This window comes from Sphingomonas glacialis (assembly GCF_014653575.1).
GTDB classification, from domain to species: Bacteria; Pseudomonadota; Alphaproteobacteria; order Sphingomonadales; family Sphingomonadaceae; genus Sphingomonas; species Sphingomonas glacialis.
On sequence record NZ_BNAQ01000001.1, the window covers coordinates 86,441 to 100,610 of the forward strand.

11 protein-coding genes are annotated in these 14,170 nt (G+C 67.3%); 6 read left to right on the plus strand and 5 right to left on the minus strand.

The window, feature by feature from the left end:
* Positions 1 to 107 precede the first annotated feature (107 nt).
* Together dnaE and IE187_RS00385 are read left to right on the plus strand one after the other, a co-directional pair.
* Entirely contained in the window at positions 108 to 3,725 is a 3,618-nt protein-coding gene (gene dnaE / locus IE187_RS00380; protein WP_189674651.1) for a DNA polymerase III subunit alpha, read from the plus strand.
* A 112-nt stretch (positions 3,726 to 3,837) separates the two neighbouring features.
* The gene (locus IE187_RS00385; RefSeq protein ID WP_189674652.1) at positions 3,838 to 5,418 is read left to right on the plus strand and encodes a long-chain fatty acid--CoA ligase; all 1,581 of its coding nucleotides are present in this window, start codon (positions 3,838 to 3,840) and stop codon (positions 5,416 to 5,418) included.
* Positions 5,419 to 5,583: 165 nt separating this feature from the next.
* Here IE187_RS00385 and IE187_RS00390 read toward each other — a convergent pair whose 3' ends face one another.
* Both IE187_RS00390 and IE187_RS00395 read right to left on the minus strand, forming a co-directional pair.
* Positions 5,584 to 5,877: a DUF167 domain-containing protein gene (locus IE187_RS00390; protein ID WP_189674653.1), complete on the minus strand. Its 294-nt coding sequence runs from the start codon at positions 5,875 to 5,877 to the stop codon at positions 5,584 to 5,586.
* Positions 5,874 to 6,947 (minus strand): PA0069 family radical SAM protein, encoded by a 1,074-nt coding sequence (locus IE187_RS00395; RefSeq protein ID WP_189674654.1) that lies wholly within the window; start codon positions 6,945 to 6,947, stop codon positions 5,874 to 5,876. The genes IE187_RS00390 and IE187_RS00395 overlap by 4 nt, the downstream gene beginning before the upstream one ends.
* A 57-nt stretch (positions 6,948 to 7,004) precedes the next feature.
* Here IE187_RS00395 and IE187_RS00400 point away from each other — a divergent pair, with 57 nt between their 5' ends.
* Positions 7,005 to 7,343, plus strand: a complete 339-nt coding sequence (locus IE187_RS00400; RefSeq protein ID WP_189674655.1) for a VOC family protein — start codon at positions 7,005 to 7,007, stop codon at positions 7,341 to 7,343.
* 73 nt (positions 7,344 to 7,416) lie between these two features.
* On the opposite strand, the gene moaB is transcribed toward IE187_RS00400, so the two are convergent.
* From moaB to IE187_RS00415, 3 genes are read right to left on the minus strand one after another with little or no spacing between them, the layout of a single operon-like run.
* The gene (gene moaB / locus IE187_RS00405) at positions 7,417 to 7,944 is read right to left on the minus strand and encodes a molybdenum cofactor biosynthesis protein B (RefSeq protein ID WP_189674656.1); all 528 of its coding nucleotides are present in this window, start codon (positions 7,942 to 7,944) and stop codon (positions 7,417 to 7,419) included.
* The gene (locus tag IE187_RS00410) at positions 7,934 to 9,736 is read right to left on the minus strand and encodes a lytic transglycosylase domain-containing protein (protein ID WP_189674657.1); all 1,803 of its coding nucleotides are present in this window, start codon (positions 9,734 to 9,736) and stop codon (positions 7,934 to 7,936) included. Before IE187_RS00410 ends, moaB begins: the two co-directional genes overlap by 11 nt.
* Entirely contained in the window at positions 9,733 to 10,485 is a 753-nt protein-coding gene (locus IE187_RS00415) for a uracil-DNA glycosylase (RefSeq protein WP_189674658.1), read from the minus strand. Before IE187_RS00415 ends, IE187_RS00410 begins: the two co-directional genes overlap by 4 nt.
* Before the next feature lie 147 nt (positions 10,486 to 10,632).
* Between IE187_RS00415 and IE187_RS00420 the strand changes: the two genes are divergently transcribed.
* The 3 genes from IE187_RS00420 to IE187_RS00430 all read left to right on the plus strand — a co-directional run bounded on the left by IE187_RS00420 (position 10,633) and on the right by IE187_RS00430 (position 14,162).
* Complete coding sequence (locus tag IE187_RS00420; RefSeq protein WP_189675539.1) at positions 10,633 to 12,276, plus strand: electron transfer flavoprotein-ubiquinone oxidoreductase; 1,644 nt, start codon at positions 10,633 to 10,635, stop codon at positions 12,274 to 12,276.
* Between the two features lie 120 nt (positions 12,277 to 12,396).
* Positions 12,397 to 13,221, plus strand: a complete 825-nt coding sequence (locus IE187_RS00425; RefSeq protein WP_189674659.1) for a 4-(cytidine 5'-diphospho)-2-C-methyl-D-erythritol kinase — start codon at positions 12,397 to 12,399, stop codon at positions 13,219 to 13,221.
* Positions 13,222 to 13,427: 206 nt separating this feature from the next.
* Positions 13,428 to 14,162 carry an N-formylglutamate amidohydrolase gene (locus IE187_RS00430; RefSeq protein ID WP_189674660.1) on the plus strand — a complete coding sequence of 245 codons (735 nt, stop codon included), beginning with the start codon at positions 13,428 to 13,430 and terminating at the stop codon, positions 14,160 to 14,162.
* Positions 14,163 to 14,170: the final 8 nt, after the last annotated feature.

The following is a 14,170-nucleotide window of genomic DNA, read 5'->3' on the forward strand; positions in this document are numbered from 1 at the left end:
TGCGCCTCTGCGCGAACAAAACTTCTTATCCTCCCCTCGACGATATCCACCGCATTTTGCGAGTCACCGCCTTCCCTGAATTGGGCGCACCCCCCATAGTCACATCCATGTCGCATTCCGGTTTCGTCCCCCTTCGTATCTTCTCCTCCTTCACCATGCTCGACGGCGCGATCGAGCCCAAGGCCATCGCCAAGCGAGCGCAGGAACTCGGTTTCCCGGCCGCCGCGCTGACCGATCGCAACGGCCTTTATGCCGCGATGGCCTATTCCGATGCGGCGCGCGCGGCGGGCGTGCAGCCGATCATCGGCGCAATGCTCGGTGTGTGTCGCCCGGGGATGCCCGAGGGCATGACGCCGGTGCTCGACTGGATCGCGCTCTATGCGCAGGACGAGGTCGGCTATCAGAACCTGTGCGTGCTCGTCTCGCAGGCGCATCTCGATCGTCCGCTCGAACTCAACGCGCATGTCGATTTTGCCGCGCTGGAAGGCCGCACGGAAGGGCTGATCGCGCTTACCGCAGGGCGCGAGGGCGGGCTTGCCAAGCTGTTCGCCGAGGATCAGCCCGACCGCGCGCTGGCCTATTGCGAACGCCTCGAGACGCTGTTCCCCGACCGGCTCTATATCGAGTTGACGCGGCGCGGAGACGAGATCGAAACCAAGGCCGAGAACGCGCTGCTCGACCTCGCCTATGACCGCGATCTGCCGATCGTCGCGACCAACCCATGCTGCTTCGCCGAGCCCGGCTTCAGCGAGGCGCACGATATCCTGCTGTGCATCGCCAGCTCGACCTACATTGCCAGCGAAGACCGCGTGCGCAGCTCGCCCGATGCGTGGATGAAGCCCGCCAAGGACATGCGCGCGCTGTTCGCCGATCTGCCCGAGGCGATCGACAATACGCTGGTGGTCGCGCAGCGCTGCGGTGTCGCGGCGCCCAAGCGCAAGCCGATCCTGCCGAGTTTGGCGGGTGATCCGACCGCCGAGGCGGCGAAGCTGCGCGAAGACGCGCATGCGGGGTTGGAGCGACGGCTGGATCGGATTGCGGAACTCGCCGTCTCTGCTCCCCTCCCGCCTGCGGGAGGGGCTGGGGGTGGGCGCCCGACCTCAACAAGCGATACCGCAGCCGGAGAGCGCGAGCCCACCCCCAACCCCTCCCGCAAGCGGGAGGGGGGTGAAGAAGGGGGAGCCGATGACTGGCGCGCCGTCTACCGCACCCGGCTCGATTTCGAGCTCGACGTCATCATCCAGATGGGCTTCCCCGGCTATTTCCTGATAGTCGCCGACTTCATCAAATGGGCGAAGGATCACGACATCCCGGTCGGCCCAGGCCGCGGTTCGGGCGCAGGCTCGGTCGTCGCCTGGGCGCTGACGATCACCGATCTCGATCCGATCAAGCTGGGGCTGCTGTTCGAACGCTTCCTCAATCCGGAACGCGTGTCGATGCCCGACTTCGACATCGATTTCTGCGAAACCCGCCGCGGCGAGGTGATCCGCTACGTCCAGGAGAAATACGGCCGCGACCAGGTCGCGCAGATCATCACCTTCGGGCGCCTGAAGGCGCGCGCGGTGCTCAAGGACACCGGCCGCGTGCTACAGATGGGCTATGGCCAGATCGACCGGCTCGCCAAGCTGATCCCGAACTTGCCCGCCGATCCGTGGACGCTGAAGCGCGCGCTCGACGGCGTGGTAGAGCTCCACGCCGAGTACAAGTCGGACAGCAACGTCCGCCATCTGCTCGACCTCGCGATGCAGCTCGAGGGCCTCCCGCGCCACAGCTCGACGCACGCCGCAGGCGTGGTGATCGGCGATCGGCCGCTCGCCGATCTCGTCCCGCTCTATCGCGACCCGCGCTCTGACATGCCCGTCACGCAGTTCGACATGAAATATGTCGAAGGCGCGGGCCTGGTGAAGTTCGACTTCTTGGGCCTCAAGACGCTCTCCGTGCTCAAGAAGGCGATCGACCTGCTTGCCGCGCGCGGGGTGGTGCTCGATCTCGACGCGCTCGAATGGGATGACGAGGGCGTCTACAAGCTGCTCCAGAAGGGTGACACGGTCGGCGTCTTCCAGCTCGAATCCGAGGGGATGCGGCGCACGTTGTCGGCGGTGCGGCCGTCGAACTTCGGCGACATCATCGCGCTCGTCTCGCTCTATCGCCCGGGCCCGATGGACAACATCCCGATGTTCGGCCGCCGCAAGAACGGGCTCGAACCGATCGAGTACCCGCATCCGCTGCTCGAGGGCATCCTGTCCGAGACCTACGGCATCTTCGTCTACCAGGAACAGGTGATGCAGGCCGCGCAGATCCTCGCGGGCTATTCGCTCGGGCAAGCCGACATGCTGCGCCGCGCGATGGGCAAGAAGAACCAGGCCGAGATGGACGCGCAAAGAGCCCATTTTGCCGAGGGGTGCCTGACGATCAACGGCATCAACGCCGCCAAGGCGAACGAGCTATTCGACTTGATCGACAAGTTCGCCGGCTACGGCTTCAACAAGTCGCACGCCGCCGCCTATGCCTTGCTGTCGTACCAGACGGCGTGGCTCAAGGCGCATCACCCACACGAATTCTTCGCCGCCTCGATGTGCTTCGATCTCACGCTGACCGACAAGCTCAGCATCTTCGTCGACGACATGCGGCGGCTCGGCGTCAAGCTGCTGCCGCCGTGCATCCTGCGCAGCGAAGCCGACTTCACGGTGGAAGACAGCGGCGACGGGCTCGCCGTCCGCTATGCGCTCGCCGCGCTGAAATCGGTCGGCGAGGGGGCGATGGAGAAGGTCGTCGCCGAGCGCGACGCGAACGGGCGGTTCGACTCGATCGACGATCTCGCGCGCCGGATCGACCCGCGCGTCATGAACAAGCGCCAGCTCGAGACGCTCGCTGCGGCGGGCGCGTTCGACGGACTCAACGATAATCGCGCGGGGATCCTCGCTTGCGCCGAGACGATCCTGGCGACCGCCGCGCGGATCCACGAGCAGAAGACCAGCGGGCAGGGCGGTCTGTTCGGCACTGCGGAAGCGTCCGAGCCGCCGATCAAGCTCCCGCTGTCGGCGCGCTGGACGCTTGCCGAGCGGATGGACCAGGAGCGCGACGCCTTCGGCTTCTATTTCTCGGCGCATCCGGTCGATCGCCACAGCCACCTCGCCAAGATGCACGGCGCGCGCAGCTTTGCGACCTTGGGCGAGCTCAACATCCCCGACGACGGGACGCGGACCGGCGCGACGATGGCGGCGCTGGTCGAGGATGCGCGCTGGCGGACATCGGCGCGCGGCAAGCGCTACCTGATGGCGACGCTGTCGGATCCGTCGGGGCAGTTCGTCGCGACGTGCTTCGACGATTCGGTCGCCGCCGATCTCGAGGAAGCGGCGCGCAACGGCGGGTGCGGGCTGGTGACGGTCGAGCTCGATCGCCGTCCGGGCGAGGAGACTCCGCGCGTTTCGGTCAAGCGGATCCAGCCGTTCGAGGCGCTCGCCAACGATGCGCGCTTCAGCCTCGAGCTGACGATCGCCTCGCCCGCCGGCATGGCGTCGCTCGCGGCGATGATCGGCGATGCGCGCGGCGCACGTGGCGAAGTGTGGGCGACGGTCGCGGTTCCCGGGGGAAATACCGCGCGCGTTCTGCTCGGCCGCGACTTCCTGCTCGACGGCGAGCTTGTCGGGCGGATCGAAGCGCTGCAGGATGTCGGCAATGTGGTGCTGCGCACCAGCGGCGCGCAGCTGTCGCTGGTGGGGTGAGACAACCTAGTCCCCCTCCCGCTTGCGGGAGGGGTCAGGGGAGGGGAGTGGTGAGAGCGGGCAGCGAGATGCCCTCCCCCAGCCCCTCCCATAAACAGGAGTGGAGTGTGGAATGCTCGGTGGAATGCAGGATTTCGAATTGCGGGTGCCGCGACTGCTCGATCATGCCGCGCGCGAGCATGGCGGGCGCGAGATCGTCACGCGCTGGGCCGATGGTAGCGAAACGCGCAGCACCTGGGCCGGCGTCGCGCACGACGCGAAACGGCTGGCACAGGCGCTCGAACGCCTCGGCATCGCCCCCGGCGACCGCGTCGCAACGCTCGGCATGAACCACGGATCGCATCTCGTCGCCTGGTACGGCACGATTGGGATGGGCGGGGTGGTCCACACGATCAACCCGCGGCTGTTCGACGAACAGCTCGTCTACATCGCCAACCATGCCGAGGACCGCGTCCTCCTCTACGACAAGCAGTTCCAGCCGCTGGTCGATCGCCTCAAGCCGCTGTGGACGAGCATCGAGCACTATATCTGCTTCGACGACGGCGCGTTCGACGCGCTGCTCAACGCAGAGGATGGCGGCTATGCCTGGGTCGAGGGCGACGAGCGCGCGCCGTGCATGCTCTGCTACACCAGCGGCACGACGGGCAACCCCAAGGGCGTGCTCTACACCCACCGCTCGACGCTGCTCCACGCGATGCACGCCGCCTCGCCCGCGGTGATGACGCTGAGCGCGCGGTCGACCGTGCTGCCGATCGTGCCCCTCTTCCACGCCGCGGCCTGGGGGCTGTGCTTCGCCGCGCCGCTCGCGGGCACCAAGCTCGTCTTCTCGGCGGTCAACGATGCCGCGGTGCTGTGCGGCCTGATGAACCGCGAGCGCGTGACGCTGGCGGGCGGCGTGCCGACGGTGTGGCTTGCTTTGTTCCAGCATATCGACACGACCGGCGAGCTGCCGCGCACGCTCGAGGCGATCACCGTCGGCGGCTCGGCGGCACCGCGCGCGATGATTGCGCGCTTCCTCGATATGGGGATCAAGGTGATCCACCTCTGGGGCATGACCGAGACCTCGCCCGTCGCGACTGCCGCCGCGCCGCCAGCCAATTGGGACGAACTGTCGCGCGACGACCAGCTCGACCTGCTCCAGAAGCAAGGCAGCATCCCGTTCGGGATCGAGCTGCGCGTGCTCGACGACGACGATGTCGAGCAGCCACGGGACGGCGTGTCCTCGGGGCGGCTGCAAGTCCGCGGGCCGTGGATCGTCCAGCGCTATTTCGGTGCGGAGGAGGACGCGGTCGACGCCGATAACTGGTTCGACACCGGCGATGTCGCCGTTCTCCATCGTGATGGCACAATGCAGATCACCGATCGCGCCAAGGACGTGATCAAGTCGGGCGGCGAGTGGATCTCGTCGGTCGACCTCGAGAACGCCGCGGTCGGCTGCCCCGGCGTCGCCGAAGCCGCCGCGATCGGGATCTATCATCCGAAATGGGACGAGCGCCCGCTGCTGGTGGTGGTGCGCAAGCCCGACAGTAGCGTTGAGGCGGCCGAGATTCGCGCGCATCTGGGCGAGCATGTCGCGAAATGGTGGCTGCCCGACGAGATCGTCTTCGTCGACGACCTGCCGCACACCGCGACCGGCAAGATCCTCAAGACCGCGCTGCGCGCCCGCTTCAAGGATCATGTGCTGGCGGGGTGAGCCGACCGCGGCCATGCATAAGCGCGATAGAAACACGGCTCCCCGGCGAAGGCCGGGGCCCAGGAGCGATGGCCTGGATGATCGAACGCGCCGCGCGCCTTCGCCGCGCTACTGCTGGACCCCGGCCTTCGCCGGGGAACGCGCGAAGAATAAGCCGTGCCGACCTTAGCGCTCGATCTGCACGACCTTATCCCGCGCGGTCGCCCCGCGCACCAGCGTCAGCGCCGATTTCGGGCAGCCGAGCGCCTCGGCGAGCAATCCGAGGATCGCGTCGTTGGCCTTGCCGTCTTCGGGCGTGATCGTCGTCCGGATCGAAAGCACGCGTGCCGCCCCCTCGGCAGGGAGCACCACCGCGTTCGCGCTCGCATTGGGCGTGGCCCGGACCGCGATCTGCCCGCGCGCGTCGACCAGCGCGAGCACCGCGGCACGGTCGGGCAGGCGATGCTTGACGCGGCTCATCCGAACAAATCCCCCTGCGGCCCCGCCGGCGGGCGGAACAGGTCGCTGCGTAGCGCAATCCGCTCGACATTCATGCCATGTTTGCGACACGCGATCTGGAAACGCGTCCGCAGCAGCTCCGCCCACGGCCCGCTGCCGCGCATCCGCGTGAAGAAACCCGGATCGTTCTCGCGCCCGTCGCGGATCGAGGCGATGATCGCCATCACCTTGTTCGCCCGCTCGGGAAAATGCGCGTCGAGCCACGCCTTGAACAGCGGCGCTACCTCCCACGGCAGCCTTACCGGGATGAACGACACCGAGCGCGCACCCGCCTCGGCCGCACGCTCGATCAGCTGTTCGATCTCGTGATCGGTGATCGCCGGGATCACCGGCGCGATCGAGACGTGCGTCGGGATCCCCGCCGCGACGAGTGCGCGCACCGCCGCCAGCCGCCGCGTCGGGGCGGGTGCGCGCGGCTCGAGCGTCATCGCGATCTTCGGGTCGAGCGAGGTGAGCGAGATCGCCACCGCCGCCAGCCCCTTCGCCGCCATCGGCGCGAGCACATCGATATCGCGCACGACGCGGTCGGACTTGGTCGTAATCGTCAGCGGGTGGTTGGTTTCGGCGAGTACATCGAGGCAGGCGCGCGTGATCTGCCAGTCGGTCTCGATCGGCTGATACGGATCGGTATTGGTCCCAAACGCGATCGGCTGCGCGACATAGCCGCGCTTGCCGAGTTCGGCGCGGAGCAATGCGGCGGCATCGGGCTTGGCGAACAGCTTGCTCTCGAAATCGAGCCCTGGCGAGAGATCGTGGAACGCGTGGGTCGGCCGCGCGAAGCAGTAGATGCAGCCATGCTCGCAGCCGCGATACGGATTGATCGAGCGGTCGAAGCCGATGTCGGGCGAACTGTTGCGGCTGATGATCGTCCGCGCGCGCTCGATTGTCACGGTGGTTCGCAGGCGCGGCGGCGCGCCGTCGATCGCAAAGCTATCATCGAGCCAGTCGCCATCGGCCTCGCGCGCTGGCAGGTTGAAGCGCTGGCTCTCGCGATTGAGCGTCGCACCGCGACTGGGGCGTTTGTCGGCCATTGACGCTGTCTAGCAAGTGCACCAGAACACAACAAGAACGACGTTGGGGGGACGGACATGGCACGATTGAACTATCTCGAGCTGCCGGTGCGCGACACCGCGACCGCCAAGGCTTTCTATTCGGCGGCATTCGGCTGGCAATTCAGCGATTTCGGGCCGAGCTATGCCGCGACGACGACTGGCGATACCGAGATCGGGTTCCAGGCCGACCCGGCCGAGGCTACCGCTGCGGCGCTCGCGGTGATCGCGGTCGACGATCTCGAAGCGACCGAGGCTGCAATCCGCGCGGCAGGCGGGGAGATCACGCGCGCGGCGTTCGATTTTCCCGGCGGGCGCCGCTTCCATTTCCGCGATCGTTCGGGGCACGAACTTGCCGTCGCGCGCTACGATGGCTGACGGAGTTCCGCTGAGCGTGTCGAAGCGGTGTTGGCCCTTCAATGCGCGGAAGAAGGACAGCCCTTCGAAAGGCTCACCGTTCGCGCAGGCGCGGCATCAATTCGACGAAATTGCAGGGCTTGTGCCGAGAGTCGAGCTGGCTCGCGAGGATACCGTCCCAGCCATCCTTCACCGCGCCGGTCGAGCCCGGTAGCGCGAAGATATACGTCCCACGCGTCACGCACGCACACGCGCGCGACTGGACGGTCGAGGTGCCGATCGTCTTGAAGCTCAGCCAACGGAACAGTTCGCCGAACCCGGGGATCAGCTTGTCGGCAACGCGCTCGATCGCCTCGGGCGTAACGTCGCGCCCGGTCACCCCGGTGCCGCCGGTCGAGATGATGCAGTCGACCGCCGGATCGTCGATCCAGCGGTGCAGCGTCGCCACGAGCAGATCGGCATCGTCCTTGACGATCTCGCGCGCCGCCAGAACGTGGCCCGCGTCGGTCAACCGCGCGACGAGCGTGTCGCCCGAGCGATCATCGGCCAGGCTGCGCGTGTCGGAAACGGTGAGAACGGCAATCCGGACGGGAAGAAACGTCGCGGCTTCGTCAATTGGCACTGGCGACCGCCTTGTTGGGTAGGCTTGCAGAGGCACGATAGCCGTTGCTCGAGGTCAGCCGCACCGCCGCCGCCCCGGGCAGACCGGGGAAGCGCGGCCACATGCCCTGCGCGAGCGCCGCGCGGCTGACCGAAGCCGGCTTGCCGGTTTGCGCTTCATAGACCCAGTAATTGCGCAGCACGGTGGTGACGTAGCCACGCGTCTCCCAATAGGGGATCGATTCGATATAGAGCAGCGGATCGCCGCCATCGCGCGTCTGCGCGTTCCACAACTCGACCGGGCCGGGGCCGGCATTGTAGGCAGCGATGACCTTGGGCAGCAGCCCCTCGGTGCACCGCTGGTCGCGCAATTGCTCGAGATAGCTTTGGCCGACCTCGAAATTGGTACCGGGGCGCGACAGTGCGCTGCGGTCGAAGCTGCGGCCCTGCTTGCGCGCGATGTCGGTCGCGGCGCGCGGCATCACCTGCATCAAGCCGTAAGCGCCCGCTGGACTCACCACATCGGTGCGGAAGCGCGATTCCTGGAGCGTGTGCGCAAACACCAGCGCCTTGTCGACGCGCCAGCCACCATCGGGCGCCCAGTTCGGCGCGGGGAAGCGCGCCTCGAGCGGCGGCGTCGCGCCGACCGGTCCATTATGCGATAGCCACACTTGTGTCGCGGGCAAATCGAGCGCCGCCGCCACGCGGACGAGCGCAGGATATTCCGAGGGATCGCCGATCCGCGCCTGCTGGCGGATCACCGCATCGGCGAGGCCGTTCTCGCCGATCTCGACCAAGGCGGCCGCGACGCGGACGTTGGGACGACGCCCGACCTGCTGCCAGTCGCTCGTGCCCGACAGCGTCGCCGCGCGGTTGGGCGCATCCTTGATGCCGAGCGCCTGGCGCGCGAGCAGGCCGTAAAAGGTCTCGCGATATTGCGCGGCGTTCTTGAGGCGGTTCTCGATCCGGTCGGGACGGCCGCACTGCATGTCGGCGCGCGCGGTCCAATAGAGCCCGGCGGCGCGCAGTTCGATATCGCTCGCGCGCGCGGCGACGCTCTGGAAGAGATCGCCCGCGGCGGCGCAATCGCGCTGCCGCCACGCGGCGAGCGCACCGACCCACACCGCTTCGACCGCGAAATCGCCGTAGCCGCTGCCCGCGCGCGCCGCCATCGTGCGGGCGTTGGCGTCGTCGCCGGCGAGATAATACATCCAGGCGATCTTGCGTTGCCACTCGGTGACCGAATCCGACGACAGGCCGGGGGTCGATTCGAGCAACTGCTGGGCTTCGAAGCCGCGATCTTCCTTGATGAAGGGCTGCATCTTGAGCGCCAGCTCGACCGCAAGCATGTCGCCAGTGCCGAAGCTCTTGGCGCGCTTGCGGGCCGGTGCGCCGTCGATCCAGCGCAGCGCACGCGCCTCGGGCAAGGGTGGCAGGCCGACGCCGCCGCGCGACGCCGCCATCGTCAGGATCTGCTTGGCCTGCGGGAGCTCGGGCGCATCGGCCAGCAGCTTCATCAGCGGGTCGAGATCGGCCTTGGGCGAGCCCTTGGCGGTGAGCAGCTCGGCCTCGGCGATCGCGTGGAGCGGCCCCGGCTTGAGCGAGGCCAGGAGGAGCTGCGCATCCTGCCACTTCTGCGCGCGGATATTGGCGAACACCGCGCGATAGGCATCGCGCTGTTCGGCGTCGAGCTGCGTCGGGATGATGCTGCGTTGGCTGGTCTGAACCGACGCCATCGGCGGTTCGCCCGCTGCCTGTGCGATGCCCGGCACCGCCAGGATAAGAGCGGTGAGAAGAACCCGCTTTGCGCTCATGCGCTCAACCCCGCGATCAACATTTGTAAATCCTTCCACGCCCGGGCCTTGTCGGCCGGGCGTTCCAGCAACAGCCGCGGATGGAAACTGGCCACCACATCGACCGTTACCGCTGGCATGGCATCTTCTAGGTTAATTGGGTGTAAACTGCCGCGGGCATGTGCGACGTCCATCCCCGTCAGCGCACGGCTCGGCGCATTTCCCAGCACGAGCAGCCGCATCGGCTTCACCAGGGCGACGTGATGCCGCGCAACCTCGACGATCCGCTGCTCGATCTCGGGCGCGATCCGGCCCGCGGTCGGGCGCTTGCTGCACATCGGCACGATGTAGACCGATTCGCGACTCCGCCCGATCGCGGCGAGCATCCGGTCGAACAGTTTGCCTACTGGCCCGCCGAACAGGCTTCCCGAGTCGCCATCTTCGCGATCGGGCACGTCGGTCAAAATCATGATGTCGGCGGACGGATCGCCCGATGCGCCGATCGGATCGCCGCGCCAGTCGGCCTCGGGCGCATCGTCCCCGGCGCGCCAGGTCAGAAAATCCTCGAGCGTGCGCGGCAGCGGCAGGACGGCCGGTTCCGCTACGGCGGCAACGCGTGCGCGCTGCTCGGGGACGACGACCGGGGCGACCGGGGCAGCGGTCCAATCGCGCGGTGCCTCGTCGACCAGCGAATCGATGCCGGCGTCGCGCCACCATTCGAGCGCGCTCGCCGCGGCCATCCGCCAGTCGATATTTTGGTCAGCCCCCATATATGCCTATAGCTACCATGTTGACGCGAAGGTCAATTCGCTGGCACGCGCAGCAGGACAGGAAGTGCCGCGCGCGCGACGAGACCGATGCGACGGCGCCCCGGATGGAGAAGTACCGTGAGTGAAGGCGAAAACCATCGCGAGTCCATGCCGTACGATGTGGTCATCGTCGGCGCCGGCCCCTCGGGCCTGTCGGCTGCGATCCGGCTGAAACAGGTGGCCGCCGAGAAGGGCGCCGATCTCTCGGTCTGCGTGCTCGAAAAGGGCTCGGAGGTCGGCGCGCACATCCTTTCGGGCGCGGTCATCGATCCCAAGAGCCTCGACGAATTGCTGCCGAACTGGCGCGAGGACGGCTGCCCGCTTGCCGAAGTGCCCGTCACCGAGAACCACCACTGGGTGCTGAGCAAGGGTGGCAAGCGCAATCTGCCGCACTTCCTCACGCCGTCGTTCATGCACAACAAGGGCACCTATACCGGCAGCCTCGGCAATCTGTGCCGTTGGCTCGCGGGCAAGGCCGAGGAGCTCGGCGTCGAAATCTTCCCCGGCTTTGCCGCCGCCGAAATCCTCTATAACGACGATGGCTCGGTTAAGGGCGTCGCGACCGGCGACATGGGCGTCGCACGCGATGGCTCGCACAAGGGCGATTACACGCCGGGTCTCGAGCTCCACGCGAAATACACCTTCTTCTCAGAAGGCTGCCGCGGGCATCTGTCGAAGCAGCTGATCCGCAGCTTCGATCTCGCCAAGGACAGCGATCCGCAGGTTTACGGCCTCGGCGTCAAGGAATTGTGGGACATTGATCCAGCGCTCCATTCGCCCGGCCGCGTGATCCACACGCAGGGCTGGCCGCTCAGCGAGACACACGGCTCGAACGGCGGCGGCTGGATCTATCACCAGGCCAATGGCCAGGTGTCGATCGGCTTCGTGACGTGGCTCAACTACACCAATCCGTATCTCTCGCCGTTCCAGGAGATGCAGCGCTGGAAGACGCATCCCGAGATCGCCGCGCTGCTCAAGGGCGCCAAGCGCGTCAGCTACGGCGCGCGCGCGATCAGCGATGGCGGGCTGCAGTCGATCCCCAAGCTGGTGATGCCCGGCGCGGCGCTGATCGGCGACAGCGCGGGCTTCCTCAACGTGCCGCGGATCAAGGGCACGCACACCGCGATGAAATCGGGCATGCTCGCCGCCGAGGCCGCCGCCGATGCGATCCTCAGCCAGCGGGAACATGACGAGCTCGCCGCCTATCCCGCGGCGTTCGAGCAGAGCTGGGTGAAAAAGGAGCTGTCGGTCGTCCGCAACGTCGTGCCGCTGGTCAAGAAGTTCGGCGATTTCGTCGGCTCGGGGCTTGCCGGGATCACGATGTGGCTCGAGCATTGGGGCCTCAAGGTGCCCTTCACGCTGCACCATCACCCCGATCACGAGAGCCTGTGGCGCAAGGACCAGGTCCAGCCGATCGTCTATCCCAAGGCCGACGGCGTGCTGACCTTCGATCGTCTGTCGTCGGTGTTCATCTCGAACACCAATCACGAGGAGGACCAGCCGGTCCATCTGACGCTCAAGGATCCCGACGTCCCGGTGAAGCACAATCTGCCGCTGTATGACGAGCCCGCGCAGCGTTACTGCCCGGCGGGCGTGTACGAGATCGTCGGCGAGGAAACCGGCGATCCCAAGTTCGTGATCAACGCGCAGAATTGCGTCCACTGCAAGACCTGCGACATCAAGGACCCGACGCAGAACATCAACTGGGTCGTGCCCGAAGGGGGCGGGGGCCCCAACTACCCCAATATGTAAGGCGCGCCGGGCAAGACGCAGCGAAGCTGCGTCGCGCCTCAAGGCGCGCCCGGCCGGCGACGCCTTAAGCGCCGTCTGACGACGCGGCTTCGCCGCGGCGCTCTCAACCGGACGAAGCGAATGATCACCGAAACCGCCCCCGCCAAGATCAACCTCGCGCTCCACGTCCGCGCGCGTCGGAGCGACGGCTATCACGAGCTCGAAACGCTGTTCGCCTTCGTTGCCGATGGCGACACGGTGACGCTCGCCCCCGGGCCACTCTCGCTGGCGATCACCGGGCCGTTCTCGGAAGGCTTGAGCGGCGAGGGCGACAATCTCGTGCTCCGCGCCGCGCGCGCGTTCGCCGCGGCGTTCGATCTGCCAGAGGGCGGCGCCTTCACGCTCGACAAGCATTTGCCGGTCGCCTCGGGGATCGGCGGCGGTTCGGCCGATGCTGCGGCGGCGCTCCGCGCGCTCGCCCGCGCAAACGCCATCGCGATTGACGATCCCAAGCTGTTCGACATCGCCGCCGCGCTCGGCTCCGACGTTCCGGCGTGCCTGCTCGGCCGCACCGCGCTGGGGCAGGGGCGGGGCGAGCGCCTTGTCCCGCTCGACGGCCCGAGCGGGATGCCGGTGCTGCTCGTCAATCCGGGCGTCGCGGTGTCGACCGCCGCGGTGTTCAAGGCGTGGGACGGCGTCGATCTCGGCGCGATGCCCGAAGGCGACGTGCTCGACGTCGCGCTCGCCGCGCGCAACGACCTCGAGCCGCCCGCGCGCCGGCTCGCGCCCGAAATCGACGGAGTGCTCGCGCTGCTCGCCGAGGGCACGCCGCTGCTCGCGCGCATGTCGGGTTCGGGCGCGACGTGCTTCGCGCTTTACGCCACTACCGCCGAGCGCAGCGCCGCCGCCGAGCGGATCCGCGCTGTGCAGCCCGGCTACTGGTGTCTCGAAACGACACTCGCGTGACGGATCGCCGCGTCATTCTGGGACAAGGGCACGCGGGTCAGCGCCAAAACCGTCGGAAAACCGCGATTGGCGCGCCGCTTGCTGTGCTAGGGGAAGATGGGTCCGCCGCCCCCCTGCGGAGCGCCCGTTGATGGTCCATGGCTCAGCCTTGCGCCATTCCCCGGCCGGGGTGGTGACATCCATGTCATCCCCCCGGTCGTGACCCTATGACGCGCCCCCACATCCTCTCCGGCAAACCCGGCGGCATCTTGCTGATCTGCGATCACGCGTCGAACGCGGTTCCCGACGGTATCGATCTCGGCATCGCGCCGGCCTTGCTCGAAAAGCATATCGCGATCGACATCGGCACCGCCGCGCTTACCGAATCGCTCGCGGCGGAAATGGGCACGCCTGCCTTGCTCGCCACGTTGTCGCGGCTGGTGATCGACCTCAATCGTCCGACCGACCATCCCGGCCTGATCCCGCTCGCGAGCGACGGCCACGCCATTCCCGGAAATGCCACGGCAGACCGCACCGACCGGATCGTCCGCTTCCATACGCCCTATCACGACGTGCTCGAAGCGCTGATCGTCGAGACGCAGCCCACGCTCATTGCGGCGATTCACAGCTTCACGCCGCGGCTCGAACACGGTGACGGTGCGCCCCGCCCGTGGGAGATCGGCATCCTGTCGAACACAGATCGCCGCGCAGCGGATCTCGCGCTACCGCTGCTCGCAGCGCAGTGTCTCGTCACTGGCGACAACGAGCCCTATTCAGGCCAGCTGCTCAACGCGACGCTCGACCGCCACGGCGAGGGCAATGGCATTCCGAGCCTGTCGATCGAAATCCGCAACGATCTCATCGCCGACCCGGCAGGCGTCGGCCGCTGGACCGCTGTCCTCGCGCCAATCTTGCGTGAAATCAGCAACAGACTTGCGCCGAGCGACCATCCTACGCAATAGGCTGTCGC

What these genes read in the sequence shown, in the direction of transcription:
- dnaE (WP_189674651.1), top strand. Translation starts at nt 108, where the DNA reads ATGTCGCATTCCGGTTTCGTCCCCCTTCGTATCTTCTCCTCCTTCACC.
- IE187_RS00385 (WP_189674652.1), top strand. Translation starts at nt 3,838, where the DNA reads ATGCTCGGTGGAATGCAGGATTTCGAATTGCGGGTGCCGCGACTGCTC.
- IE187_RS00390 (WP_189674653.1), bottom strand. Translation starts at nt 5,877, where the DNA reads ATGAGCCGCGTCAAGCATCGCCTGCCCGACCGTGCCGCGGTGCTCGCG.
- IE187_RS00395 (WP_189674654.1), bottom strand. Translation starts at nt 6,947, where the DNA reads ATGGCCGACAAACGCCCCAGTCGCGGTGCGACGCTCAATCGCGAGAGC.
- IE187_RS00400 (WP_189674655.1), top strand. Translation starts at nt 7,005, where the DNA reads ATGGCACGATTGAACTATCTCGAGCTGCCGGTGCGCGACACCGCGACC.
- IE187_RS00410 (WP_189674657.1), bottom strand. Translation starts at nt 9,736, where the DNA reads ATGAGCGCAAAGCGGGTTCTTCTCACCGCTCTTATCCTGGCGGTGCCG.
- IE187_RS00415 (WP_189674658.1), bottom strand. Translation starts at nt 10,485, where the DNA reads ATGGGGGCTGACCAAAATATCGACTGGCGGATGGCCGCGGCGAGCGCG.
- IE187_RS00420 (WP_189675539.1), top strand. Translation starts at nt 10,633, where the DNA reads ATGCCGTACGATGTGGTCATCGTCGGCGCCGGCCCCTCGGGCCTGTCG.
- IE187_RS00425 (WP_189674659.1), top strand. Translation starts at nt 12,397, where the DNA reads ATGATCACCGAAACCGCCCCCGCCAAGATCAACCTCGCGCTCCACGTC.
- IE187_RS00430 (WP_189674660.1), top strand. Translation starts at nt 13,428, where the DNA reads ATGACGCGCCCCCACATCCTCTCCGGCAAACCCGGCGGCATCTTGCTG.